The 23952-nt window shown below is 62.2% G+C and carries 26 protein-coding genes and 2 pseudogenes; 16 read left to right on the top strand and 12 right to left on the bottom strand.

Features of this window, described 5'->3' with window-relative positions; all coding sequences use genetic code 11:
- Positions 1 to 39: 39 nt before the first annotated feature.
- From ON44_RS14635 to ON44_RS14610, 7 genes are all read right to left on the bottom strand, one after another.
- Positions 40 to 939 (bottom strand): ABC transporter substrate-binding protein, encoded by a 900-nt coding sequence (locus ON44_RS14635; protein ID WP_373283162.1) that lies wholly within the window; start codon positions 937 to 939, stop codon positions 40 to 42.
- On the bottom strand, positions 899 to 1186 hold the full coding sequence (locus tag ON44_RS54010; protein ID WP_040690257.1) for an ABC transporter substrate-binding protein: 288 nt from the start codon (positions 1184 to 1186) through the stop codon (positions 899 to 901). Before ON44_RS54010 ends, ON44_RS14635 begins: the two co-directional genes overlap by 41 nt.
- A complete protein-coding gene (locus ON44_RS54005) occupies positions 1183 to 1326 on the bottom strand; it encodes a hypothetical protein (protein WP_157187152.1) in 144 nt (47 codons plus the stop codon). Before ON44_RS54005 ends, ON44_RS54010 begins: the two co-directional genes overlap by 4 nt.
- A gap of 680 nt (positions 1327 to 2006) precedes the next feature.
- Positions 2007 to 3158, bottom strand: a complete 1152-nt coding sequence (locus ON44_RS14625; RefSeq protein ID WP_051182017.1) for an XdhC family protein — start codon at positions 3156 to 3158, stop codon at positions 2007 to 2009.
- 25 nt (positions 3159 to 3183) lie between these two features.
- Positions 3184 to 4713 (bottom strand): NAD-dependent succinate-semialdehyde dehydrogenase, encoded by a 1530-nt coding sequence (locus tag ON44_RS14620; protein WP_245567152.1) that lies wholly within the window; start codon positions 4711 to 4713, stop codon positions 3184 to 3186.
- The gene (locus ON44_RS14615; protein ID WP_040690255.1) at positions 4670 to 5782 is read right to left on the bottom strand and encodes an alcohol dehydrogenase catalytic domain-containing protein; all 1113 of its coding nucleotides are present in this window, start codon (positions 5780 to 5782) and stop codon (positions 4670 to 4672) included. The genes ON44_RS14620 and ON44_RS14615 overlap by 44 nt, the downstream gene beginning before the upstream one ends.
- Positions 5783 to 5824: 42 nt before the next feature.
- Positions 5825 to 7402: a class I adenylate-forming enzyme family protein gene (locus ON44_RS14610; RefSeq protein WP_040690254.1), complete on the bottom strand. Its 1578-nt coding sequence runs from the start codon at positions 7400 to 7402 to the stop codon at positions 5825 to 5827.
- Between the two features lie 200 nt (positions 7403 to 7602).
- Here ON44_RS14610 and ON44_RS54000 point away from each other — a divergent pair, with 200 nt between their 5' ends.
- Positions 7603 to 7974 (top strand): DUF485 domain-containing protein, encoded by a 372-nt coding sequence (locus ON44_RS54000; protein ID WP_051182016.1) that lies wholly within the window; start codon positions 7603 to 7605, stop codon positions 7972 to 7974.
- A complete protein-coding gene (locus tag ON44_RS14600; RefSeq protein WP_040690252.1) occupies positions 7971 to 9518 on the top strand; it encodes a solute symporter family protein in 1548 nt (515 codons plus the stop codon). Before ON44_RS54000 ends, ON44_RS14600 begins: the two co-directional genes overlap by 4 nt.
- Before the next feature lie 45 nt (positions 9519 to 9563).
- Here the strand turns inward: ON44_RS14600 and ON44_RS14595 are convergent, their stop codons facing one another.
- Positions 9564 to 10022 carry an acyl-CoA thioesterase gene (locus ON44_RS14595; protein ID WP_085998538.1) on the bottom strand — a complete coding sequence of 153 codons (459 nt, stop codon included), beginning with the start codon at positions 10020 to 10022 and terminating at the stop codon, positions 9564 to 9566.
- A 164-nt stretch (positions 10023 to 10186) separates the two neighbouring features.
- Between ON44_RS14595 and ON44_RS14590 the strand changes: the two genes are divergently transcribed.
- The 8 genes from ON44_RS14590 (at position 10187) to ON44_RS14555 (ending at position 17894) form a co-directional block, all read left to right on the top strand.
- On the top strand, positions 10187 to 10915 hold the full coding sequence (locus tag ON44_RS14590) for an SRPBCC family protein (RefSeq protein WP_051182015.1): 729 nt from the start codon (positions 10187 to 10189) through the stop codon (positions 10913 to 10915).
- The gene (locus ON44_RS14585; RefSeq protein WP_040690250.1) at positions 10912 to 11718 is read left to right on the top strand and encodes an MBL fold metallo-hydrolase; all 807 of its coding nucleotides are present in this window, start codon (positions 10912 to 10914) and stop codon (positions 11716 to 11718) included. Before ON44_RS14590 ends, ON44_RS14585 begins: the two co-directional genes overlap by 4 nt.
- 2 nt (positions 11719 to 11720) lie before the next feature.
- Positions 11721 to 12488, top strand: coding sequence for an SDR family NAD(P)-dependent oxidoreductase (locus tag ON44_RS14580; RefSeq protein WP_040690249.1), 768 nt, complete (start codon positions 11721 to 11723; stop codon positions 12486 to 12488).
- Positions 12485 to 14830 carry a xanthine dehydrogenase family protein molybdopterin-binding subunit gene (locus ON44_RS14575; RefSeq protein ID WP_040690246.1) on the top strand — a complete coding sequence of 782 codons (2346 nt, stop codon included), beginning with the start codon at positions 12485 to 12487 and terminating at the stop codon, positions 14828 to 14830. Before ON44_RS14580 ends, ON44_RS14575 begins: the two co-directional genes overlap by 4 nt.
- Positions 14827 to 15555, top strand: coding sequence for an enoyl-CoA hydratase (locus ON44_RS14570; RefSeq protein ID WP_040690244.1), 729 nt, complete (start codon positions 14827 to 14829; stop codon positions 15553 to 15555). The genes ON44_RS14575 and ON44_RS14570 overlap by 4 nt, the downstream gene beginning before the upstream one ends.
- A 10-nt stretch (positions 15556 to 15565) precedes the next feature.
- A complete protein-coding gene (locus ON44_RS14565; protein WP_040690240.1) occupies positions 15566 to 16405 on the top strand; it encodes an FAD binding domain-containing protein in 840 nt (279 codons plus the stop codon).
- Entirely contained in the window at positions 16405 to 16989 is a 585-nt protein-coding gene (locus ON44_RS14560; RefSeq protein ID WP_083897870.1) for a (2Fe-2S)-binding protein, read from the top strand. Before ON44_RS14565 ends, ON44_RS14560 begins: the two co-directional genes overlap by 1 nt.
- A 320-nt stretch (positions 16990 to 17309) precedes the next feature.
- Complete coding sequence (locus ON44_RS14555) at positions 17310 to 17894, top strand: TetR/AcrR family transcriptional regulator (RefSeq protein WP_040690238.1); 585 nt, start codon at positions 17310 to 17312, stop codon at positions 17892 to 17894.
- 13 nt (positions 17895 to 17907) lie between these two features.
- Here the strand turns inward: ON44_RS14555 and ON44_RS51945 are convergent, their stop codons facing one another.
- The 4 genes and pseudogenes from ON44_RS51945 to ON44_RS53995 all read right to left on the bottom strand — a co-directional run.
- Positions 17908 to 18462 carry an MMPL family transporter gene (locus ON44_RS51945; RefSeq protein WP_281005158.1) on the bottom strand — a complete coding sequence of 185 codons (555 nt, stop codon included), beginning with the start codon at positions 18460 to 18462 and terminating at the stop codon, positions 17908 to 17910.
- A gap of 88 nt (positions 18463 to 18550) precedes the next feature.
- On the bottom strand, positions 18551 to 18784 hold the full coding sequence (locus tag ON44_RS50195) for an MMPL family transporter (protein ID WP_157187150.1): 234 nt from the start codon (positions 18782 to 18784) through the stop codon (positions 18551 to 18553).
- A 39-nt stretch (positions 18785 to 18823) separates the two neighbouring features.
- Entirely contained in the window at positions 18824 to 19114 is a 291-nt protein-coding gene (locus ON44_RS52525; protein ID WP_051182013.1) for a hypothetical protein, read from the bottom strand.
- A gap of 115 nt (positions 19115 to 19229) precedes the next feature.
- Positions 19230 to 19391, bottom strand: a pseudogene (locus ON44_RS53995) (TetR/AcrR family transcriptional regulator); the annotation flags it as partial.
- Between the two features lie 286 nt (positions 19392 to 19677).
- Between ON44_RS53995 and ON44_RS14540 the strand changes: the two are divergent.
- The 6 genes and pseudogenes from ON44_RS14540 to ON44_RS14520 form a co-directional block, all read left to right on the top strand.
- Positions 19678 to 20496, top strand: a complete 819-nt coding sequence (locus tag ON44_RS14540; protein ID WP_040690234.1) for an SDR family NAD(P)-dependent oxidoreductase — start codon at positions 19678 to 19680, stop codon at positions 20494 to 20496.
- A gap of 211 nt (positions 20497 to 20707) precedes the next feature.
- On the top strand, positions 20708 to 21208 hold the full coding sequence (locus ON44_RS14535) for a MarR family winged helix-turn-helix transcriptional regulator (RefSeq protein WP_040690233.1): 501 nt from the start codon (positions 20708 to 20710) through the stop codon (positions 21206 to 21208).
- Between the two features lie 27 nt (positions 21209 to 21235).
- Positions 21236 to 21457 (top strand): Rossmann-fold NAD(P)-binding domain-containing protein, encoded by a 222-nt coding sequence (locus ON44_RS14530; protein WP_051182012.1) that lies wholly within the window; start codon positions 21236 to 21238, stop codon positions 21455 to 21457.
- Between the two features lie 699 nt (positions 21458 to 22156).
- Positions 22157 to 22473, top strand: a pseudogene (locus tag ON44_RS53990) (SDR family NAD(P)-dependent oxidoreductase).
- A gap of 7 nt (positions 22474 to 22480) precedes the next feature.
- Positions 22481 to 22771 (top strand): SDR family oxidoreductase, encoded by a 291-nt coding sequence (locus ON44_RS53985; protein WP_063721566.1) that lies wholly within the window; start codon positions 22481 to 22483, stop codon positions 22769 to 22771.
- Positions 22772 to 23172: 401 nt separating this feature from the next.
- On the top strand, positions 23173 to 23952 hold a 780-nt coding region (locus ON44_RS14520; protein ID WP_051182011.1), incomplete at its 3' end, for an alpha/beta hydrolase.

Genomic DNA, 23952 nt, shown 5'->3' with positions numbered 1-23952 from the left:
GGTCTTTGTCCGACATATGGCGGTAGACAACCAGCCGGACTATCGCGTGGCGATCGCACGCGACGAGTGCTCGGCGTAGACGATGGGCTGCCGCCGTTGGGAACCGCCGACTGCCTTGATAGCGGCACGCTCGATAGGGGCGATCGCGTCGGTGGGGGCACAGGTGGGCGTCGATCCGTTGGGGGCAACGTAATTTCCACCGGACACCTTCCAGGCGAAATAGCAGTTGACAGCAGAGGTTTCCCCTTGGTGGAGGTCAAAGGCGGAACGAGACCGCCGAGGGTTTCGCCTTTGATGCCGAACAGGGCATTCTGCATCGATTCTGCGTGTTTCGGTGCTGATAGTGGAGGCGGCAACAGCGATCAGCTGTGCGGACGCCCAGGCGAAGGTCCCCGTCGAGCTGGACTCACCGGCCTCAGCAAGGGCGGGAGCGTACTTGCTCAGTGCATCGCGGTACGCCTTCTGTCCTGCTATCGAGGTATAGAAAAAGGGTGCGACACCATCGATTACCGGACCGCAATCATACCCGGCATCGGGCTTCCAGGCAGGCACTGCCGCCGGATCGCTCAATAGTTGGGGAATTCGTGTGCCCTGTTGGAAACATTGGTTCGTGATCTTTTGTGATGTCACGGACGCGAATGCGAGAAAATAGGAGTTGGCGCCGGATTCCTGCAATTGCTGGCAGAAGACGGTGTAGTCCGCGGCCGAGGAGGAGAGTTTGACCGTGCTGGCGAGTTTCAGTCCGAGGCCGTCACAGAATGTGTGCATCATCGCGACGACTTGTCCGCCCGCCGCTGCCTCCGCCGCGTAGGCGATGCCGAGCTTGTCGCCCATTTTCTTGGCCTCCGCTGCGGCACCGTACGAGAGCGCGATCGGCGAGGTGATGACGGAGAACACGTCAGGGCTCAACAGGCTGCCGAGGCTGGCAAATGCGGCGATGACGGGTACGGACTTGTCGGCGGCGAGGCGGATCCAGGTGGGTCGCCGGGTCGAAGTCGAGGATTGCCGCGACGTGTTCCTTGTTGATGAGTTCTTGCGCCGCGGTAAGGCCGGCGCCTGTCGTCGTGCCGACGTCCTTGGCGATGATGCGAACCTTGCGTCCATTCAGACCGCCGGTCGAATTGACCGAATCGGCCCACGCGTCGACAACCCGCGGGATGTGACCCGAGGTGGAGGCGAATCTCACGAGTACGTGCCGATGTTGCCGATGGCGATTTCGCCGGGTGATCCTCCGTCGCTGGAGGCGGAGTTGCCGCGCGCGGCAGCCGACAGCGTGAGCGCGCACGTGGCGATGACCGTGGAAAGCCGGTGATTGGGGAACTTCATCGTTCGTCTCCTGCAACTGACCAGATGGTCGAGGGGTGTGCGTCGGCAGAGAAATGTCCCCAATAGAAGTCCACTCTTCACGTGTCCGAGGTATCGACACTTAATTGTCGCATAATGGTGCAGCGTGATCCAGGCTACGTCAAGGTCTGATCGGCATGTGCTTGTCGTCGAGGCGTGTTGGAGCGCCGCGACCAGGGGCGGCCCCATCCGTCGACGCTTGGCTGTTCATGGGCCTCTGTTGGCGCTGATCCAGTCCGGTCATGGCGAGGTTGAATGTTCGTATCGGCCGAGGAAATTGATCCTAGTCTTGACGAGCTGCGCACTGTAGACCAACTATGAATGTGACATCATTTTGGTGATTCGCAGTGATGTCGAAGAATGAATTGCCGCGTTTCGTCGTTGCACAGGCAACCCCGGCGAATCGGCTCGTCGGCCGATCTGCTGGTCAATCCGGACAGGTAGGACGAGCTATGCAGCAAGACCAGCCGACACACCACCATCCACGTCAGGGCGGGTGAACTGGTGCGGCCCTTCATCGTCGCCGGGTTGAATCAGCCTGCGCTGTACGGCATTCCTTGCAGACGCTTCGCCGAACTTATCCTGTTCGATCCACAGGCACTCGCAACCAAGGACGCCACGATCGACTCGCGCAATAAACAGTGTCGATACGCCCTCGGTCCTCACAGTGTTCCTGTCTGTCTGCCTGTCGCAAGCTGCGCCGTCGCTGCCACTATCGCTGGTTCGTGAATTTGAGAATGGATCGCCGAACGGCTCTCACGTAGCGACCTACCGGGTCGGCCTTCGCGCGTGGCGATGATCTCTGCCGCGATGGAGATCGCCGTCTCCGCTGGCGTTTTGCCCCCGATGTCAAGTCCGATCGGTGCGTGTAACCGGCGGAGTTCCGTGTCATTGAGGCCAAGCAGTCGGAGTTCTCGTTCGCGGTTCAGACAAGTGCGGCGGGACCCCATCGCGCCCACATATCCCACGTCGAGACGAAGCGCTCGCTCGAGAAGTGGGACGTCGAACTTTTCATCGTGCGTCAGGATGCAGAGCGCCGTTCTCGAATCGAGAAGCTGTGATTGCAGATAACGGTGGGGCCAGTCGACGACTATTTCGTCTGCCTCGGGAAAACGCGCCCGGGTGGCGAATACCGGCCGCGCGTCGCACAGCGTGACGAAATATCCCATGAGCTTGCCGACTTGCACGACTGCACGAGCGAAGTCGATTGCCCCGAAGACGATCATCCGTGGCGGTGGGGAGAAGCTGTTCACGAAGAGCCTGACGGACGACTGGCAGCGGTGCCCAGCACTGCATTCAGCGACGGCACTCGAGCCGACGGCGAGTAGACCAGCCATACGGGTTTCGATGGCGCGATCAACCTCGGGAGATTCGGTGGATCCGTGCAGATCGCCGTCGAAGAGAAGGAAAGTAGGCTTCGGTCCTTCCAGTGTGGTGCCGAAGGCGATGGGCACCTGAGCGCGGACGGCCTGACACACCCTTGCCAGCATCTGGGCGAACTCGGAGGAGTGCGGGACGACGAAGACTTCGATGGTGCCGCCGCAGGTCAGTCCTACGGCGAAGGCGTCGTCGTCGGACACGCCGAATCGCTGGTAAGACGCCCTTCCACTTGCGATTACATCGTGGGCGACTTCGACGACTGCTGACTCGACGCAACCTCCGGAGATGCTGCCTACGATGGCGCCAGTCTGGGAGACGGCCATCGCCGCACCCGGAGCTCGCGGGGCGCTGCCGAACGTTTGAATCACGGTCGCGACCGCGTAGGGGATTTCCTCACGGTTCCAGCTCATGAGTTGATCCAGAATCTCTAGCACGTGACACCTCTTCCTGCGACACGGGTCATGCGTAGGGATCTGCGAGGCCGACGTACCGGGTATCGAGGTACTCCTCAATCCCCTCTGAACCGCCTTCTCTGCCTAGTCCCGATTGCTTGATCCCACCGAACGGTGCGGCAGGGTTGGACACGACACCCGCGTTGATTCCCAGCATTCCGGACTCGAGTTCTTCGCTCATGCGGAGTGCGCGGGCGGTGTCGCGGGTATAGACGTACGCAACGAGTCCGTATTCCGTGTCGTTGGCGAGCCGGACGGCTTCCTCTTCGTCCCGGAAGGTCGTGATCGGCGCCACGGGCCCGAAGACCTCTTCGCGCAGGATGCGCGCGGCCGCTCCCACCCCGCTGAGAACAGTTGGAAGGTAGAAGTATCCGTCGCCGGGCATTGGCTGACCGCCGGTCACAATTGACGCACCCGTGGTTACGGCGTCCTGGACCAGATCATGGACCTTGTCCCGGGATTTCTGGTCGATCAGCGGGCCTAGCTCAGAGTCCGGATCGATGCCCGGTCCCACAGTAAGGCGCTGCATTTTACGTGCGAGCTTTGCCGCAAACTCGTCCGCGACAAACTCGTGAACGATGAACCGGTTCGCAGCGGTGCAGGCTTCACCCATGTTGCGAAGTTTTGCGACCACGGCACCTTCGACTGCTGCATCGATGTCGGCATCGGCGAACACGAGGAAGGGTGCGTTGCCGCCGAGTTCCATGGATGTGCGAAGAACCTGCTGTGCCGAGTCCGCGAGCAGTTGCCGACCGATTTCGGTGGATCCGGTGAAGGATAGTTTTCGGAGCCGCGGATCTGCGATGAGCGGGCCGGTAACGGCTCCGGCACGCGAGGTGGGGATGACGTTCAACACGCCCGGGGGCAGGCCGACCTCTTCGAGTATCTGCGCGAACAGCAGGGTGGTCAGGGGCGTCAATGCGGCGGGTTTGATCACCATTGTGCAGCCGGCAGCAATAGCCGGGGCGACCTTGCGGGTGGCCATTGCCAGCGGGAAGTTCCATGGTGTGATGAGCAAGCAGGGGCCGACCGGACGCTTGTGGACCAGCAGTCGCATCCTTCCGTCGGGGGCCGTCGAGTAGCGGCCGGACACGCGGACGGCCTCTTCGGAGAACCACCGGAGGAATTCGGCGCCGTACGCGACTTCCCCGCGTGCCTCTGCCAGGGGCTTCCCCATCTCGAGGGTCATCAGCAGAGCAAAGTCCTCCGATCGGGCGATCAAGGCGTCGAAGGCTGCCCGCAGAAGTTCGGCCCGTTCGCGCGGAGCTGTTCGGGCCCAGGACTTTTGGGCGTCGACGGCCGCATCGAGCGCAGCTGATCCGTCGGCCGCGGTCGCGTCGGCGACAGCAGCGAGTTCCGAACCGGTGGCGGGGTCGTGAACTACAAAGGTCCCAGCGTCGGTCGATGCGCGCCACTGCCCGTCGATGTAGAGCGCGGTGGGCACAGAGTCGAGCAGCGTCTGCTGGCTTGTTCGGGTGATCGTCACTATATTCTCAGTTCTCGTCGAAGACGATGACCTGCCGGACAGCATTGCCATCGGCGAGTTGGTCCATCGCAGAGTTGATGTCCCACAAGGAGATTCGGGATGAAATGAGTTTCTCGACCGGCAGTCTTCCTTCGCGCCACAGCTGCGCGTACACCGGAATGTCGCGTGCCGGCACTGCGGAGCCGAGGTAGCTCCCGATGATGGTTCGTGCTTCGGCCACCACCCTCAAGGGTGAGATGGAGGACCGGGCGTCCGGGGCGGGGAGCCCGACTGTGACAGTTGTACCTCCGGGAGCAGTGGCCTCGACGGCCGTCTCGAAGGCGCGCGGGTGGCCGGCGGCTTCGATGACGATAGGTGCCTGAATCCCTAGTTCAACTATCTCTTGCGGCGTGTAGGTCGACGACGCACCCAACTTTGTTGCCTGGATGAGCTTGTCGGGGTTCGAGTCGACTCCGATCACTTCGCCCTCACCGAGTGAAAGAGCGGTGATCAGCGCTGCCATGCCGACACCACCCAGCCCGACGACCATAAGGGTCTGGCCTCGTTCCGGCCGGCCGGCATTGATGACGGCGCCGCCCCCCGTCAGCACAGCGCATCCGAGTACGGCGGCGATGTCCGGTGGGACGTCGTTCCCGACCGGAACGACTGAATGCTGGTCGACCACAGCATGAGTGGCGAAACCGGAGACCCCGAGATGGTGTTTTATGTCGACGTGGTCGCGGTGCAGACGGATGTCGCCGCCGAGGAGGGTTCCTGCATTGTTCGCTGCGCTGCCGGGAGCGCAGGGGAGTTTGCCATCGGTTCGGCATTCGGCGCATTCGTTGCAACGGGGGAGGAAAACCATCACAACGCGCTGACCGATCGTCAAACCGGAAACGTCGGCGCCGATCTGTTCGATCCGGCCTGCTGCCTCGTGACCGAGCAGCATCGGCAGCGGTCGCGAACGATTGCCGTCGATGACAGACAGGTCGGAATGGCAGATTCCTGCCGCCTCGATGCGTACGAGAACTTCGCTGGGCCCAGGCGGATCTAGTTCCAGGTCGGCAATGGAAATTGGGACGGATGTCGCGTACGGCCGCGGAAGGCCGCTCGACTCGAGGACTGCTCCGCGAATCTTCATAACAAGGGGGTTCCCTTCGTCGGCGTCGAGTAAGGATGCCTGTCAGGTGGCGGACGATTTCGGCCGACGCAACCGGTGGCGCTGGATCTTTCCCGAGGGAGTGCGCGGGATCTCGGCCACCGCGATGAACTCCGAGGGCACCTTGAAGTAGGAAAGCGTGTTAGCACAGTGGATCCGGAGGTCGTCTTCATCGATGCCTGTGTCGTCTGCCGCGACGACGAACGCGATGGGAACCTCACCGAGCGCGTCATGCGGCTCGGCGACCACGGCCGCGTCGGCCACGCTCTCGCATTGGATGAGGATGTCCTCGATCTCCGCGGGGTAGATGTTCTCGCCGCCGCGAATGATCAGTTCTTTGACCCGCCCGCTGATGCGGATGAACCCGTTCTCGTCGCGACGGGCCAGATCACCGGTGTGGTACCAACCGTGCGTCAGAACATCGGCGGTCGCCTCCGGTAGGTTGTGATACCCGAGCATCACATTGGGTCCCTGGACCCACAGTTCACCTTCATCGCCGGGCGCGGCGTCGGTTCCCGTAGCCGGGTCGATCAGACGGACGGTCAAACCGGGCAGCGGAAGGCCGCAGGAGCCGCGGACTCTGCCGCCGGTCGGCGAGTTCATCGTGACCATGGTGGATGTTTCGGTGATTCCGTATCCGTCGAGTAGCGGAACGCCGGCGAACTCCTCGAATGTTTCGTTGAGGGCGGTCGGCATCAGGGCACCGGCGGAGACGCACAGGCGCAGTGCGGGCGCCACGAGTCGGGTGTCGGTCGCGGAGTTCATGAGGTACCGGAACATCGTGGGTACGCCCGGTACGAACGTCACGTTGTCTTCGGCGAGCGCCGAAAGTACCTCGGAGGGGGAAAATCTCGGCAGGAGTCGCGCGGACGCGCCGGTGGCGGCGACTCCCAGTACGCATAGTACGAGGGCATAGGAGTGGAAGAGAGGGAGAGCTGACAGGATCATGTCGGTGTGGGTCAGTCCGGCGATCGGCACCCAGCACGCCCCGACGACCCACAAGCAGCTGCGCTGGGAAAGGCGGACCCCTTTCGGTCGACCGGTGGTTCCCGAGGTGTAAAGCATCCAGCACCAGGCGTCGAGGGGCGTGGAGTCCGGTGCGTTGTGCGCTGGTTCGGTGGCGATCAGATCGTCGTAGAACACCACCGTTGTTGCGTCCGAGTGGGCAACGTCGCCGGGTGGGCCGGTGACGATAACGACATTCACGTTTGTGAAGTCGGGAGCCTCGCTATCGATGAGCCCGAGAACGGTCGGCAGATGTGCGCCATCGGTGAGAACCGCGACGGCACCGGAATCCCTGAGGACCTGCTCGAGCTCATATCGTGTCCCGCTCGGATTCGTGCATACGGTGATGACGTCGGCGCGCGGGGCGACCAGATACCCCTCCGCCACTTCGACGCAATTGTCCAGATACATCAGCAATCGGTCGCCCGCTCGCAGGCCGAGATCTATGAGGTGACCGGCAAGGCGGGCGGTTCGAGAATCGAGCTGGGAGTACGTCACGGCCTGCCTCGGGTCGCGAAAGGCGATCTGGTCCGGCCGTTCGTCGGCATGCTTGGCCAACAATTGGGGGATGGGCACGATGACATTGGTGTGCAGCACGATGTCTCCGTTCGACTAATTATTGTTAGTTAGATTAGCGGATCCTTGTAGCGGACGGAAGGGGTGTGCCGTCACGCGAGGCGATGTCGGACGGGGCGTCCTGGCGCGTTGACGTGAGGGGGATCACACTTCATACTAACGCATGTTAGTTAGGTGATGGCGCGGCTGTTGCTGTGTCGGTCAGCTCGAGAGGAAGAGTCATGCAAGTGGATCACTCCGCGGATGGGCGTACCCGATACCTACCGGTCGACCCCGGCGTCCAACAGGTTGCGGCCTCGCCATACTTCGCAGAATTGAGCGCTCGCAGGTCACGCTTCGTTCGACTGACGCTAACGGCCGCAAGTCTGTGGTTCGGCTCGTTCGTCGTGTTGACTGCCTACGCCCATGAATTCATGGGGTACTTCGTTGCCCCCGGCCTCACTGTGGCCTATGTCCTCGGTCTGTCACAGTTCGCACTTGTGTGGATCGTGACCGGCGCCTACCTCCGCGCGTCGACACGCGTCTTTCTTCCTCTCGAAGAGCAAGCCCTGGGTTCGATCTCGAATCGCGTGACACCGGGAGGCATCGCATGAACGTGACACGACTGCTGTTCTTCGCCGGCGTACTGGCCATCACCGTCGTCGTAACGTTCTGGGCCGCTCGCCGCACAAGCACCCAGTCGGACTTCTATGCCGCGGGCCGCAGCGTTACCGGAGTCCAGAACGGGTTCGCGATCTCCGGCGACCTCATGTCCGCGGCCACGTTCCTCGGCTTCACCGGACTGATCTTTCTCACCGGTTTCGATGGCTGGGTACTGGCAACGGCCGCGATCTTCGCGTTTCTGTTGATTCTGTTGCTGTTCGCGGAAAAAATGCGCAATGCAGGCCAGTACACCATCGCGGACGTACTCTCGTTTCGCTTCAGTAAGCGACCTGTGCGCGCAGTTACCTCGCTGGCCACGCTGGTAGTGGTGGTCTTCTACCTCATTGCCCAACTCGTCGGTGCTGGAGTGCTGATCCGAGCCTTGACCGGGATGAATTTCATACCCGCCGTGATCCTTACGGGTGCCGCAATGCTGATCTACGTCGTTTTCGGAGGCATGCTCGCGACCACCTGGGTCCAGATCATCAAGGCCGTGTTGCTATTGATCGTCGGCGCCGTCATGTGCCTAGGCGTCCTGTGGAAGTTCAACTTCAACCCCCTGAGCTTGTTCGAGGCGGCCGCCGACAACCACCCTGACGGCGACGCGTACCTTGCCCCAGGTGGATCCAACGCGAACCCGCTCAACACCCTCTCTGCGGCGGTCGCTTACGGCATCGGCACGGCCGCCCTTCCGCATATCCTGATCAGATTCTTCACAGTCCCCGACGCACGAGCCGCACGACGCTCGGTGGGATGGGCTGTCGGCATCATCGGCATCTTCTTCATCATGACCTCGATCATCGGATACGGAGCTCGCGCGATTCTGCCCGCTGGATCGGAAAAGGCCACTGCCGGAGGCAACCTGACGGCTCCGCTGCTCGCGCAACACCTCGGCGGTGGTGAAGGAAGCTTCGGCGGCGACGTATTCATCGCGCTGGTCAGCGCCGTCGCGTTCGCGACGATACTTGCCGTGGTTGCTGGGCTGGTTCTGTCCGCTTCGGGTGCACTGTCGCACGACCTGTGGTTCAACGTCGTCAAGCGACGGCCCGCGAGCGAACGCGAAGGCGCCGTCGTTGCCAGGGTTGCTGCTGCGGTTGTCGGAGCAGTTGCGATCATGTTGACTCTTCTACTCGGGCCGGGGATCAACGTCGCGCTACTCGTTGGATTGGCATTGTCCATCGCGGCGAGTGCGAACTTTCCTGCACTCGCGCTCAGCCTGAGTTGGAAACGCTTCAACACCCTCGGCGCCGTGATCGGAATCGGAGCAGGCCTGGTCACCTCCGTTATCCTGATCATCCTCGGCCCCCAGGTGTGGCCCGGAGGCGCCGCGAATGCTCCGTTCCCGCTGACCTTTCCGGTGCTGATATCGATTCCCGTAGGTTTCGTGGCCTGCTGGATCGGGACCATGATCGGAAAACCAGATCCTCGGCAGGCCGATGTCTTCACCGAACTGCGGGTGCGCTCACAGGTCGGGCTCGGCGCGGAAACATCCTAGAAGGAGGGGTTTCCGTGGCCGACGATCTCCGTCGCCACGGAACTCCTATCCGTTGGCCGACTCGAAAAGTCGGCGCAAGTCGGCGGGGATCATTACCGGGCGGCGCGTACCACGGTCAACGTAGACATGTACCCACCGGCCTTGTGCGGCGACGGCCGTCCTCTCGGGCATCTCGGCGGGAAATATCCCGAGGTCGTAGGTGACACTGGTACGGCCCAACCTGGCCACACGGATACCTACCTCGAGCGCTTGGGGGAACTGAAGCTGCTCGAAGTACCGGCAACTGGACTCGACGACGACGCCCAACGCCGGTGTGGCGATGGGGTCGATACGGGCTTGTTCGATGATCCAACCATTGATCGCCGCATCGAAGAGCTGGTAGTACACGGCGTTGTTCAGGTGGCCGTACATGTCGTTGTCGGACCACCGTGTCGTGACCGCGCGGCGAACTTTGAAATCCGCGACGGTCAGATTCTGGCGCACACCAACTGCCTCTGCGTTCACGCTTGTTCTCCTGTCGAATCCGTTGTGCGGTAGCGCTATTGCATAAAAGGCCCGCCTCCGCTGTGCCTCCGGCGCAACGATCGTCCGGGCTGCTCAACGCAAATTGACACCGCTAGATGCAATCCGTAGAGTCTATACTAACGATTATTAGTTAGGATGCTCCGATGGAACTGACCAACACCTTCTCGGTGGACCGTCCCGTGGCAGACACGTGGGAGGTCCTACTCGATCTGGAACGAGTGATCCCGTGCCTGCCCGGCGCCGCGGTTTCGAGCGTGAATGGCGACGAGTTCGAGGGCGGCGTGAAGATCAAGGTCGGGCCGGTCTCGGCCCAGTACAAAGGCGCGGGCCGATTCCTCGAAAAGGACCCCGCGCACTACCGGGCGGTCATTCAAGGCGAGGGCAAGGACGTCGGCGGCCAAGGTGGTGCCAAGGCACTCATCACCGCCACATTGACCGAACAAGGCTCCGGCACCGAGGTCCACGTGCTCACCGATCTCGCACTGTCCGGTCGCGCCGCCGGCTTCGGCCGTGGCGTCATCGCCGACGTTTCCAACAGGCTCCTCGGGCAGTTCGTCAAGAACCTCGAAGCCGAAATTGCCAGGAGCACAACGGATGGCACCGCCGCTGCATCTTCGCGCCCCAAGTCGATCGACGAGGTCGAACCTCTCGATGTCATGGGCAGCATGGGCGACATTGTCGCGAAGTACGCTATACCCGCCGCCGGAGCGCTGACGGCCGTGATCGCGCTGATCCTTCTCCTCACCCGTAGGCGCCGTGGACCCGGACCGGTTGCATTCGGCGGCGGTTACCCCACCGGGGGCATGGGCGTCCCGCTCACCATCAACCTCGTCCTTCCGCCCTGCATCGGCAGCACCGAGGACGCCCGGTGAAGGTAGGTTCGCTACTTCTCGTCCCTCTTGTCGACGGCGCCGGCCGCGAGGATCCGCGTGAGATCCTATCTAGGCCCGAGGCTCCAGGCGACCCATGGGACGAGCACCCGGAACTACTCGCCGAGGACGGAAGTCTCGAACTCGCCGTCGGTGGCTATCTGATCCGCTCCCGCGATCGCAACATCCTCGTCGACGCCGGTGTGGGGACGATCGACAACGGAAAATACCGCGGCGGACAATTTCTCGAATCCCTTAAGACGCACGGGCTGGACCCGGACGACATCACCGACGTGGTTTTCACACATCTGCATTTCGACCACGTCGGATGGGCAACGAAGAAGGGTGCCGTCGTCTTCGAGAACGCGACATACCGTGTGCACAAGTCCGACTGGGAGCACTTCGTCGAAAGTCCTGCCGCGGAACCAGGTGCTGTACGCAAGCTTGCGCCGCTCGAGAGCAGGCTCGAACTCTTCACCTCTGATCTGACCCTTGCCCCAGGGCTGGACGCTCGGCACACCCCCGGACACACTCCGGGATCAACCACTTTCATCATTTCCAGCGAAGGACAGCGCGCCGCACTGATCGGTGACCTCGCCCATACTCCGGTCGAACTCGTTGAACCGCATTGGCATTTCGCCTTCGATTTCGACTCCGTTGCGGCAGCCGCTGTCCGCGCCGACTTCGTCGCAGAGTTCACCGATACCGATACCGACATCCTCGCCGCACATTTCCCCGGCATGCGGGCCGGACGACTGCGGATCAGGGACGGTGCGCCGAGCTGGAACTACAACAAGGAGAGCTGACCATGAAACTCGATCTTGCAGACAAGACCGTTCTCGTTACTGGAGCGGGCAAGGGGCTGGGCCGTGCGATCGGCCTCGCGTTCGCGGCGGAGGGCGCGAACGTGGCATTCCACTACCACTCCTCCGCCCACGGTGCCGAGGAAGCAGCAAAGGAAGCTGCAACCCTCGGCGTGCGTGCCATGGCTGTCGGCGCCGACCTCGCGGACGGTTCCGCCGTGAAAGCTGCAGTCGACGCAGTCAAGGCCGAAATCGGACCGATCGATATCCTCATCAACAACTCCGCCGTCACCCAGAGCAAGCCCTTCCTGGAGACGACCGAGGAGGATTGGGCTCCTCAGATCGCCATCACCGTCGCCGGGACTCTTCGTGTCACGCAGGCCGTGGCCCGTCAAATGGTCGAATGCAACGTCGAAGGCTCGATCGTCAACCTGATGGGCGACTCCGGCCGCGTGGGTGAATCCCGTCTACTCGTCACCGCGACCACCCGAGCCACGACGGTGGGACTGACGAAGTCCCTGGCGAAAGAACTTGCCCGCCATAAGATCCGCGCGAACGCCGTATCTATCGCATTGGTGCAGACCGGCAGCCTCGACGCCCATACCGGTAACGCCGACGATGCGAAGATGAAGCGCATCCTCTCGGCATATCCGCTGCGCCGATTCGGCATTCCCGATGACGTCACGCCTACTATCTTGTTGCTGTCGTCGCCGAAGTCGTCGTGGACAACCGGCCAGATCGTGTCAGTCAACGGCGGGTACTCGATGCCATGACGAACGAGCGTGCCGCACAACGCGGAACCGGTGCGGTCGGTAGGTCCGTCCACCGCAAGGAAGACGGACGATTGATCACCGGCCATGGTCGATACGTCTCCGATCTCGATCTGCCGCGGATGCGGCACGTCGCCTTCCTCCGTAGTCCATACGGGCATGCCACTATTACCGACGTCGACGTCGCCGCGGCTGAGGCTATGCCGGGAGTTTATGGTGTATTCGCAGGCGGAATGCCCGCGTTCAAATCGGTCGCTCTGCGCGCGCAGTCAGCGCTTCCGTCGTATGTAGAGACCGCTCAACCGATCCTTGCGTGGCAGAAGGCCCGCTTCGCCGGTGAAGCAGTGGCAGCAGTTGTTGCCGAAAACCGTTATGCCGCAGAGGATGCGATCGAACGGATCGAGATCGACTACGAGCAGCTACCCGCAACCGTCCTCGCCTGGGCGCCACCCGAAGTGCCGGTCCACGAGGAAGCACCTGACAACATCCTGCTGGAGCGGAAATTCGATTCGGGGGACGTCGATGCCGCTTTCGAACTATCGCATGTCGTCGTCGAACGCGAACTCACCACCAATCGACATGCCGGGAATCCGATGGAATGCCGTGCCGGGGTGGCGCTGTGGGATCCGGTCGAGGACAAGCTCACTCTGTGGTCGGGCACCCAGATTCCGCACCTGGTCCGCAACATGCTCGCAGAGCTACTCGGCCTGGCCGAGTCCAATGTGCGCGTCATTGCACCCGACGTCGGTGGCGGGTTCGGAACCAAGGCTGTCCTGTACCCGGAAGATGTCGCGTTGTGTGTGATGGCACGAGAAATGAGGGGCTATCCGGTCAAGTGGATCGAGGACCGAGCCGAGCACCTGGCAGCAGCCGCACACGCTCGCGATCATCGGTATCTCGTCAGAGCGGGTTTCGCGAAGGACGGAACCCTGCTCGCCGTTGACGCGGATGTCACCTGCAACGTCGGCGCCTACTCGGTATATCCGTGGACCGCGGGCATCGAGCCTCTCATGGCAGGCGGCCTGCTGTCCGGACCGTATCGACTCGACAACTACCGCTGCGTGACCCGCGGTGTCACCACCAATACCTCCTGCGCGGGCCCTTACCGCGGAGTGGCTCGACCGGCAACGGTCTTCGCGATGGAATCGTTGCTGACCGCGGCCGCCGGCGAGCTGGGAATGACCGACCTCGAGATCAGACGCAAGAACCTGATTACTCCTGAGGAGATCCCATACCGGATGCCCAGTCGGCTGGTCGACGACTCCGGCTGGTACGGCGCATGTCTGGACAAATGCGTCGAGGCGATAGATTATGACGCCTTTCTCACCGAGCAACATCGGCGGCGACAGACAGGTGAGAACCCGATCGGCATCGGTTTCGCTTGCTACAACGAACTCACGGGGCTAGGACGTGCCGCCGCCGCCGGCCCGCGGATGCCGTTCCGCACCGGCCACGAGGCGTGCACCGTGCGCATCGATCCCGACGGCAAGGTGACCGTGCTCAGCGGAGTCACTACGCAAGGACAGGGCTCGGAGACCACCATCGCGCAGGTCGTTGCCGACGCAGTGGGCGTTCGCTACGACGATGTCAACGTGCGCATCGGCGACACGAACGAATCCCTCTGGGGGTTCGGGGCTTTCAGCTCTCGGCAGGCTGTCATCGGCGGAGGCGCCGCGCACAGAACCGGCGAAGCAGTCAAAGCCAAGGTCCTCAAACTCGCCGCCGCCCTGCACGAGATCGACGAGTCGGACCTCGAGTGCAGGGACGGCGAGATCTGGGGACCTGATGACACCAAACCCGTAGCAACGCTCGCAGAGCTGGCCCGGATCGCCTATCTGGAGTCGAACAAGCTCCCGCAAGGAATAGAACCAGGCCTGCAGGCCACGCGATTCTTCGATCCGATCCGAGGGGCCTTCGCAGCGGGCGCGCAGGCGGCCACCATCGAGATAGATCGCGACACCGGAGACCTGAAGATCCTCAAATGGGTGTGTACCGAGGACGCTGGGCGGGTGATCAACCCGATGGTCGTGGAGGGGCAGATAGTCGGTTCCATCGCGCAGGGCATCGGTGGCGCCATGTACGAACATCTCGTCTACGACGACGCTGGCAACCTGTCGACCGGAACATTGATGGACTATTTGATGCCGACCAGCCACGAGGTCCCAGAGATGATCATCGAGCACATCTCCGTCCCGGCCGACAACCCGCTCGGTGTCCGCGGAGTCGGAGAGGGCGGCACGCTAGGACCCAACGCGGTACTCGCTGGTGCAGTCCACAACGCGGTCGGCGTGGAAATACTTCATCTCCCGATCACACCGGCTTCCCTGTGGGAGGCCATGCGATGATCACCGTCACCGAACACGGCGACATTGCCGAGGTCACCCTCGACCGTCACGAAAAGCGCAACGCCCTCGACGTCGCCCACCTGACCCAGCTCACGACGGCGGTCGAAGAATGCGTGTCGTCGGGTCGTCGGGCACTCGTCATCAGCGGTGCGGGCAGCACCTTCAGTGCTGGTGCGGACCTCGGCGGCGTCTATAGCGATGGCTTCCGCGCCGCCCTCTACACCGCGCTGCACGTCATCAGCGAAGCGCCCGTCCCGGTGATCGCGGCGGTCAACGGTCCCGCGATCGGGGCCGGCACGCAGCTGGCAATCGCATGCGATCTGCGCATCGCCGCTCCCACCGCGCGATTCGCGATACCGACTGCCCGCAACGGGCTCGCCGTCGATCCTTGGACGATCCGTCGGCTTGCCGCGTTGGCTGGGGGAGCGACCGCTCGCGCGCTGCTGCTCGCGTGCGACACGCTCGACGCAACGATGGCGCTCACCCGTGGGCTCGCGGACAGAGTCGGCACCACCGAGGACGCGAGGGCGCTCGCACACGAGATCGCTTCCTACGCGCCGCTCTCGTTGCGCTACTCCAAACGCGCATTGCAAACGCTGACCGAATTCGACACCTGGGACGACCGGCTTGACGACGAGTTCGATGACTGCTGGACGAGCGACGACTTCGCCGAGAGTCGGGTCGCCCGCGCCGAGAACCGGCTGCCGAAGTTCGTAGGAAAGTGAGAATGCACCTATGAAGGCTGCACCATTCGACTACAGCCGCCCGTCCTCTGTTGCCGAGGCAATCGAGATCCTGGAATCAGCGGACGGCGACGGCAAGGTTCTGGCAGGCGGACAGAGTCTCGTCCCCGTCTTGGCGATGCGCCTCGGACGACCGTCAATTCTGGTCGACATCAACCGAGTGCCCGGACTCGACACCATCGAGAAGGCAAACGGCGACACCGTCCGTGTGGGGGCACTGGTTCGGCACTCCGAGCTGATCGATCAGACGCACCTTCCGCTGCTGTCGGAGGCGGCGCAGTGGATCGGCCACAGTGCCATCCGAACGCGGGGCACTGCGGGCGGCAGCATCGCTCACGCCGACCCCTCCGCTGAACTGCCGGTCGTGGCAACCGCTTTGGGCGCAGTCGTGCATGTCCACGGACCCAGTGGATTTCGCACTGTGGATGTCGGCGACCTCTTCGTCGGTCCCCTCGAGACGTCTCTGAGTGAGAGCGAGATCCTCACTGCCATCGATTTTCCGATTCCGGAACGGTACGGATTCGCGGAATTCGCCCGCCGGCACGGTGACTTCGGTCTCGTCACGGTCGCTGTAGTGGAGGTGAACGGAGCTGTGCGAGTTGCCATAGGCGGCGTCAGTGCGGTACCTATCCGGCCTCTCGGGGCCGAATCGATTCTGGCGGACGGACCGATGACAGACGAGAAGATCACCGAAGCAGCACGCGCCGCCGCGAACGAGATCACGGCAGCCTCGGATCTCCACGCATCAGCGGACTACCGAATCGCGATGACCGAGGAGTTCACTCGCCGAGCGCTGACCCAGGCAATCGGAAACAAGGCAGGAGCCCACTGATGCGTATTGAATTCACCGTCAATGGAGAACGAGCTGCTATCGACGTCGAGCCCCGCAAGACTCTCGCAGATGCTCTCCGCGAAGACCTCGGGCTGACCGGCACTCATCTCGGCTGTGAGCACGGCGTCTGCGGCGCTTGCACCATTTTGGTCGATGGAGGACCTGTGCGGGCATGCCTGATGTTCGCCGTGCAAGCCGATGGATCGTCTGTAACGACGGTCGAAGGAATGGCCGCCGACGATGGTTCGTGGCACCCGTTGCAGCGGGCGTTTTGCGACCGGCACGGCCTGCAATGCGGATTCTGCACCCCGGGAATGCTCATGTCGGCGCTCGACCTCCTGCATCGTGAGGTCGAACCCAGTCGAGAGCGGATCCGAGAGGAAATGTCAGGCAACATTTGTCGCTGTACCGGCTACATCGGCATAGTCGATGCGGTTGAGGAAGCGGCTGCGGAAATGAACCGCATGAGCCGATCGCCTGCGGATGAACGCGCGGCCGTCGAACAGCATGACTCTTCGATGGGGCGTATATCGGGAACACAGGCAGAAGTTGCCGCAGGCCCGGAGCCGTCATTCCCCAGTTGATGCCTCCGTCAGTGCGGTCGCCCGCAGATCGTATGGCGCGATGTCGGATGTCGCGCGGAACGAATGGTGGAATGCAGTGCATCGAAGAAGTACCACTATGCGGCAGTGCTGAGGCTCCACAGCTCTGGCTCGAGTAGGTCTCCCCGGTACGCGGCTGCATGCGCATTTTGCCAGGATTGTGCCCATCGATCTAGATCTGCGTACGGTGGTTGGACGCTTTCGAACTGAACTAACTATAGTTAATTTGCCATGGCGACCAATATACGAAAGGGCCCGTGATGACAGGTCACGTCGACAGACGCTCGGCGGCAATCCCGGCGGTGACGAAGGCTGATGTGCGTCAAGCGGCGCTGACGTTGTTTGCTGAACGTGGCTATCACGGCACATCTTTGAAGGATGTGGCCGAATCCTTGGGGTTGCGAACCCCGAGCCTGTACGCACATATCGAATCGAAGCAATCGCTGCTGCTCGACATTGTGATGGAAACCCTCGACCGGGTAGTGGAGGATTTCGACGGAGTGATGGCCGAGGTAGACGATCCAGTCGAGAGGTTGCACCGAGCCACCCTCGTGTACGCCTTGCGCCATGCGACACACCGGCGCGAGGCTCTGGTGGTGAACCAGGACACTGTGCACCTCGAGGAACCGAACCTCTCTGCGGCCCAACAAATCCGGCGCGAACACGAGCACTCGTTCAGGCAACTGATCGTCGACGGCAAGCAGGCCGGGCTGTTCACTGTCGAATCCCCGAAAGTGGCGTCCTTTGCGATCCGGGAAATGTGTGTGTCGGTCGCTCGCTGGTTTCGCGACGATGGCGATGTCTCCGCGCCGGAGGTCGCCCGGCAATATGGCGATTATGCACTCAGTATCGTGGGCGCACCGGTCCTCGGATCTGCGAAAGCCTGATGCGCGGGCGACTTCAGGCGAATCGCACCGAGACTGTGCGGGTCGACAACCCCTGATCAACTGCGCTCACCGACCATGCGCGAACGCTTCGCGCCTTGGACATCGAGGTAGAGGTCGAGGTCGGACAGGATCTTGTCCAACGGGGGGGTAGCCACCACGCGGCGCGGCCGGGCAGCGACATTACAGCGGGTGCCAGGCTCATGCGGACGATGAACGCGTCGATGAATACCCCGACAGCCAAAGCGAAGCCGACCGATTTGATGACCGGATCCGGCGCGAGCATGAATCCGGCGAAGACCGACATCATGATCAATGCCGCGGCAGTGATGACGCGGGCGTTGTGCCCGAGACCACTGATGATGGCCTGCTGTGGGTTCTTGTCGTGGTCAAAGTCCTCTCGCACGCGGGAGACCAGGAACACCGCGTAATCCATGGCGAGGCCGAACAGAATACCGATCAGCATGATCGGCAGGAAACTGACCAACGGAGCTGGCATGTGGATCCCAATCAGGTTGGCCAGATGGCCCTGCTGGAATACGAATACGGTGATTCCGAAGCTCGCGCCCAGGGTGAGTAGGAAGCCGACTGCGGCTTTGATGGGCCCGAGGACGGACCGGACACCAGTATGAGCGGCAGGATCGTGAATCCGACCGCAATCAGCAGGTAGATCGGTAGCGCGGCGGAGAGTTTCGCCGAGATATCGACGCCGACCGCAGTGGAGCCGGTGAGGCGGACCTCCGAACCGTCGACGGCCGCGACCTTCGCGCGGATGGGGGTAAAATGCGGCGTCCGGCAAAACCGAGAATGGCTGGTAGCAGGGTAAGCGCGACCAAGACATCGACCGCGACAACTGAAGCGGCCGAGCCGATATCAGAGAGCGTACATTCCAAAGCTCCTTTTCGCTGCAATCTACAGCCGAACGAGCTCGCTCACGGTTCGTCGGGTTCGTTTGCGGCACAACCGCTATCGAGCAGTCGCCCGCCGCCGAACAGTTCGCCGCGTAACTGGGAATGTGGCATGTCCGGTACGGTCGTGGCGCCCACCACCACTGCGCCGAGCAACATCCAGGCGCGCAGGCGGTCGCGGGGCAGGCTCGACCGTCCGGCTACAGCATCTAGCAGTCGCTCGCCCTCGTGGGGCAAAGACCTGAGCGCGGGGTTGCCAGCGATCTCCGCGGCTTCCATCAGGCGTAGCACCATCTCGCGCCGGAACCGCAGCACCAGGTCGACGAAGCCCGCTACAGCGGCGTCGGCAACCGAGCCGTCGGGGGCGTCGGTCAGGTGCGCGATGAGTTCCTGTTGCGGCCGTCGATGTCGGCGTGAGCAGCTCGGTGAAGATGGCTTCCTTGCTGCCGAAGTGACAGAGCAGCGAGGCCTTCGAACAGCCCACCTCGGTGGCGATGTCCTGCAGTGTTGTCCCGCCGAAACCGTGAGTGGCGAAGAGTAGAAGGGCGCTCTGCAGAAGCTGGCTGCGCAAATCGACGCGTGAACGGGCCATGGCAGCCATGATGCTGTCCGATCGGTCAGAACTGACCGGTCGGACAGCAAGAGTGGTGGACATCACTCTCGGCCGTGGCAAAGCCGATACGGTCGAGTATCGTGATTCAAGATTGAAGTTATTTGGAGAATCTATCACTTTTATATTGAAGTGTCGTGCTAGTGTTGAGTGCAAGCTTGAAGTGACTGGATGCTGTCCTCGTTGGATCACTTCGGCTTCCATCCGCCTCTGACCTCAGTTGTGGTCATCCCGTCGGGCGGCTCATTCGTCAACGAAAGGGACTGTCGTGCAATCCATTCTCATCAGCGGTGGCAACAGCGGAATCGGGCTGCATGCGGCGCGGATGTTCCTCGCGCTCGGCTACCACGTCGTTTTGCTCGGGCGTGACCAACGCAAGGGTGAGGAGGCGATCGCGTCGTTCGGCTCCGCCGCCGAGCGTGCCTCGTTCTACTCGGTCGACCTGTCGACTCACGACGGTGTCCGGGAAGCCGCAGCGCGCGTCCTCGCCGATAGCGATCGCTTCGACGTGGTCCTGCACACGACCGGGGTACTCACCTCCCAGGAGATGCGGACGGCGGACGGGCTGCATCCGTTCTTCACGGTCAACTACTTGAGTCGCTACCACCTCACGCAGCTGCTGCTGCCAGCGCTACGCCATGCCGAGCATCCGCATGTTGTCATGATGACCGCGCGGGTCTCTCCGTCGACGAGCGTCGACCTCGAGATGTTCCCCACATTCGAGCCGTTCAGTTTCAGTCGGGCGCGCAAGTCTATTCATGTGTCGAACCATCACTATGCTGCTCATCTCGCTCGCACTGAACCGGGCATACGCGCGGGCGTAGTGAACGCGGGCGCAGCGAAGACCGACATCCTGCGGATGTCGCCGTGGTACATGCGTGCATCGGCGAAGGTTGTCGGTCCGCTGTTGTTCAACTCTGTCGAGGAATCGGCTCATAACGCAGTGCAAGCAAGCCGAGTCGACTATGAGCCCGCCGCGGTGTACTGGGACAAGCCCGGAGATTTCGAGCGCCGCACGCCCATTGTCGTGGACGAGGCGGTTACCCGTCAGATCATCGATATTTCCCGGAAGCTCACCGGGGTTTGAGGTGAATGTGGCTGTGCGCCCAGCATTTTCGTGTCGGGCGCACAGCCTCGGGTGGGCGAGCACGCGCGCGATGATCCACAAGAAGACGTTCATAGATTCCTCGCACTTTTGAAGGCAGGTTCAAGATTTTAGTGAATGCATATGAGATAACTTCATGTTTAAAGTTATGGATTATTTGCATTACTTTATTCTTGAAGTTACTATGACACATATGGGTGAATCGGAGGACACGCGGGAACCCCGTTGGCTCGATGCTGACGAGCAGCAGACCTGGTACGCGTTCGCGTATGTGCTCACCTTACTGCCGGCGGCGTTGGAAGCGCAGATGCAGCGAGAAGCGGGCATCGGCTACTTCGACTACCTCGTACTGTCGGCCTTGTCCATAGCGCCGGACCGCACCCTGCGGATGAGCGACGTAGCTCAGTTCACCGGCAGCACCCTGTCCCGGCTGTCCAACGTGGTGAGCAAATTGGAGAAGCGGGATTGGGTGCGCCGCGAGGCGGATCCGTCCGACGGTCGCTTCACCCTGGCGAGTCTCACGGAGGCGGGCTGGGAAAAGGTCACCCTCGCGGCGCCCGGGCATGTCGACGAGGTCCGCAGACGCGTGTTCGACCCATTGACCCGGGCACAGCAGCGCCAGCTGGGTGCCGTGGCCCAGCGCATCCTGGGTGCCATGGATGCACAGTGCCCGACCGACTGGAAAACACGCTGACGGGGCGGAGCGATCAACCCGTACCCCATGCTGGCCGTCATCGCCCAGGCCGGCTTGCGCAACTGGGCTATCAACCTGCACCGCGTTCTCGCGGACCAAGGGGTCCATGTCGCGAACGTGGCCATCAATTTGCTGCCCGCCGCCCGAGCGCCCGAAGGTTATCCGCACCGCGACCCGGACGATATCGCGACGCTGTACTGGGACCTGCACACCAAACGCGACCAGGTCGAGCTCGTCATCAACTCGTGAGCAACCGGTCGGACCGAGCATGTTCACGCCGTCTATCGCCGAGACCGTAACAGCTCGTGGGCCCGCGAGCGGCGGGTGACGCCGACTAGATGTTCAATGCGGCAGCTATTTTGGGTGCCCTGGCTTTTCTTTATCGTGCGGACGTCGGTGATGCCCCGAGCCCAGGAGGCCAGAGCGTGATTGCCGGTAGGGACCTGCCATATCCGCTCAGGTTCGGCGGGGGCGATGACGGTATGGCTGAAGCGGAAAGGTTGCGCAGATCCGCCAAATAGGCGAGGGCCGCCGAATCGCGGCATCTGCCCGCCGTTCGTCGGCTGGATAAGCCCATTGCCAATCCGTAGCGTCGGGTTCCACCTAGCCGATAGGTCGGCTATGGGATTAGTCATCCGATCGCGATCAGTTGCGTATTCCGATGATCGCAGTCTGCTCAGAATCGGTGATGCGGAAACTCGGAAAGGAATAATCCAGCGCGGCTGGAAGCAAGATTGCATTGATTAAGGGGGCGGCCTCTGGCCTGGGCGCGGCAATGGCCGAGCGGTTCGCGTAGGAGAGTGCGGCGGTCGTTATGACAGATATCAACGCTGACCTCGGGCGAGCGACGGCCGAATCGATTTCAGGCGCTGTTTTTCTGGAGCACGATGTCAGTAACGAGCCCGGGTGCCGAGCCGTCATAGCTGAAACGGAAAGCTATTCGGCGGCTTGCATACACCCGTGAACAATGCCGGCCTTCCGCAGCGGATCTATCGAGGAGTGCACCATCGAGGATTTCGGCTGCATCAGCGAGTGCTATTGGATGGCACCTTTCTGGGCTGCAAATATGGCATGCCGCTGATCGCCGACTCAAAGGATGGATCGATCATCAACATCGCATCGATCGCGGGCCTTCGGGGGAGGCCGGTCTGCCCGCATATTCTGCGGCCAAGGCGGGAATCGTGGGCCTGACTCGTTCGGTCGCGGTGCATTGCCGGGACCGTGGTTATGGGATTCGAGTCAACGCGGTCGCCCGGCGTGCATAACACGCCGATGGTTCGGCGCGAATTGGCGAATATGCCAGCAGGGCCTGCTTTGGAGGCAAATCGGGCCGCCGGGATCGGCCAGCCGGTCGACGTAGCCAACCTCGTCCAGTTTCTCGCATCGGACGAAGCCCGGCAGATCACAGGCACAACAACCGCGATCGACAACGGTACGACGGTCAGGGTGACTCAGGCCGCCTGCCGCCATGTATCGGAAAATTTCCACAATGAGGCCGATTCGCCTATAGTACCGCTCGACATCGTCGAGCCGGAGCGGATAGACCAAGTGAGGAAGAAATAGAACGCAGGGCAGAGTCGTGCTATTTACCGGGCTCGCTTCAGGATTGATTGCCGAATCGGCGAAACGTTTCGGCAGTATGAATATTCTGGGTATGGAGCGACCGAGACACCGGATGATCAGGCTATGGCTCGTGCCCAATCAGTGGGGGCCGGGAAGCCGGTTGACATACCCAAGATCGTTCTGTTCACCGCATCCGAGGAAGCAAACAGATCATCGGAACGGTAATGGTGATCGATAATGGCGCGACTGTACCGTGACCACCTTTTCGAGGATGCTCCAAGCGACCCGACGGATGGCGGTTAATCGCCGCCGGATGTCGGGCGCAATTTGATTCCGCTAGTCGGCAAGATTGCGATGTCGGCCACACCGAAGCGGGCCGCAAAACATATTCGAGGTTTGTCATGACCATGTCCGATGAAATCGGGATCGCTACCGATCGTGAATTGCCACGTGCACCGCAGGCGCCCGTTGTGGGGCCGCGGCCACCGATCGACCCGGAGTGCGAGGCTGGCCTCGCGGCACTGAAAGCGATCTTGCCGGAGATACTCACACCCGAGAAAATCCCGGCTTTCCGGGAGATGACCGAGAAGCTCGCTACCGCGACCGACGAGGAACTTCGTCACGGTGGCGCCTACACATTTTTCGAGCGTCAGGTGCCGGGACCGGCCGGTCACCCGGACATCACGCTGCTGGTCTGTTTACCGACCGCAGGTGAAGCACCCTTCCCAGCGATCTACAACATCCACGGCGGCGGCATGGTCTCGGGCAATGCCCGCGCCGGCTTCCTTCCCGTGCTCGACCTGGCTGCACCGCTGGGAATAGCGGTGGTATCGGTCGAATACCGGCTCGCCCCCGAATATCCCGATCCGGCGCCTGTCGAGGATTCCTATGCCGGACTGACGTGGACCGTGGACCACGCCGACGAACTCGGCATCGACCCCGACCGCATCGTGATCGGCGGCGTGAGCGCCGGGGGTGGTCTGGCTGCGGGAGTCGCTTTGTTGGCGCGGGATCGCGGTGGCCCCGCGCTACAGGGGCAGCTCCTCATTGCCCCGATGCTCGACGACCGGAATGACACCGCCTCGGCATTGCAGATGGAAGGGGTCGGTATCTGGGACCGACGCCACAACCAGACCGGTTGGCAGGCGCTACTCGGCGAGCGACAGGGCGGTCCGGACGTG

The sequence above is a fragment of the Nocardia vinacea NBRC 16497 genome (genome assembly GCF_000308835.1).
In the GTDB taxonomy this organism is placed as follows: Bacteria; Actinomycetota; Actinomycetes; order Mycobacteriales; family Mycobacteriaceae; genus Nocardia; species Nocardia vinacea.
Note: the sequence above shows the minus strand (reverse complement) of the source record. Positions and strands in the feature narration are given on the sequence as shown.

Excerpts from the sequence above, each read along its gene's own strand:
- ON44_RS54005 (WP_157187152.1), bottom strand. The coding sequence starts at position 1,326 with ATGAAGTTCCCCAATCACCGGCTTTCCACGGTCATCGCCACGTGCGCG.
- ON44_RS14620 (WP_245567152.1), bottom strand. The coding sequence starts at position 4,713 with ATGGCAATGCTGTCCGGCAGGTCATCGTCTTCGACGAGAACTGAGAAT.
- ON44_RS14615 (WP_040690255.1), bottom strand. The coding sequence starts at position 5,782 with ATGAAGATTCGCGGAGCAGTCCTCGAGTCGAGCGGCCTTCCGCGGCCG.
- ON44_RS54000 (WP_051182016.1), top strand. The coding sequence starts at position 7,603 with ATGCAAGTGGATCACTCCGCGGATGGGCGTACCCGATACCTACCGGTC.
- ON44_RS14600 (WP_040690252.1), top strand. The coding sequence starts at position 7,971 with ATGAACGTGACACGACTGCTGTTCTTCGCCGGCGTACTGGCCATCACC.
- ON44_RS14590 (WP_051182015.1), top strand. The coding sequence starts at position 10,187 with ATGGAACTGACCAACACCTTCTCGGTGGACCGTCCCGTGGCAGACACG.
- ON44_RS14580 (WP_040690249.1), top strand. The coding sequence starts at position 11,721 with ATGAAACTCGATCTTGCAGACAAGACCGTTCTCGTTACTGGAGCGGGC.
- ON44_RS14575 (WP_040690246.1), top strand. The coding sequence starts at position 12,485 with ATGACGAACGAGCGTGCCGCACAACGCGGAACCGGTGCGGTCGGTAGG.
- ON44_RS14570 (WP_040690244.1), top strand. The coding sequence starts at position 14,827 with ATGATCACCGTCACCGAACACGGCGACATTGCCGAGGTCACCCTCGAC.
- ON44_RS14565 (WP_040690240.1), top strand. The coding sequence starts at position 15,566 with ATGAAGGCTGCACCATTCGACTACAGCCGCCCGTCCTCTGTTGCCGAG.
- ON44_RS14560 (WP_083897870.1), top strand. The coding sequence starts at position 16,405 with ATGCGTATTGAATTCACCGTCAATGGAGAACGAGCTGCTATCGACGTC.
- ON44_RS14535 (WP_040690233.1), top strand. The coding sequence starts at position 20,708 with ATGGGTGAATCGGAGGACACGCGGGAACCCCGTTGGCTCGATGCTGAC.
- ON44_RS14530 (WP_051182012.1), top strand. The coding sequence starts at position 21,236 with ATGCTGGCCGTCATCGCCCAGGCCGGCTTGCGCAACTGGGCTATCAAC.
- ON44_RS53985 (WP_063721566.1), top strand. The coding sequence starts at position 22,481 with ATGGTTCGGCGCGAATTGGCGAATATGCCAGCAGGGCCTGCTTTGGAG.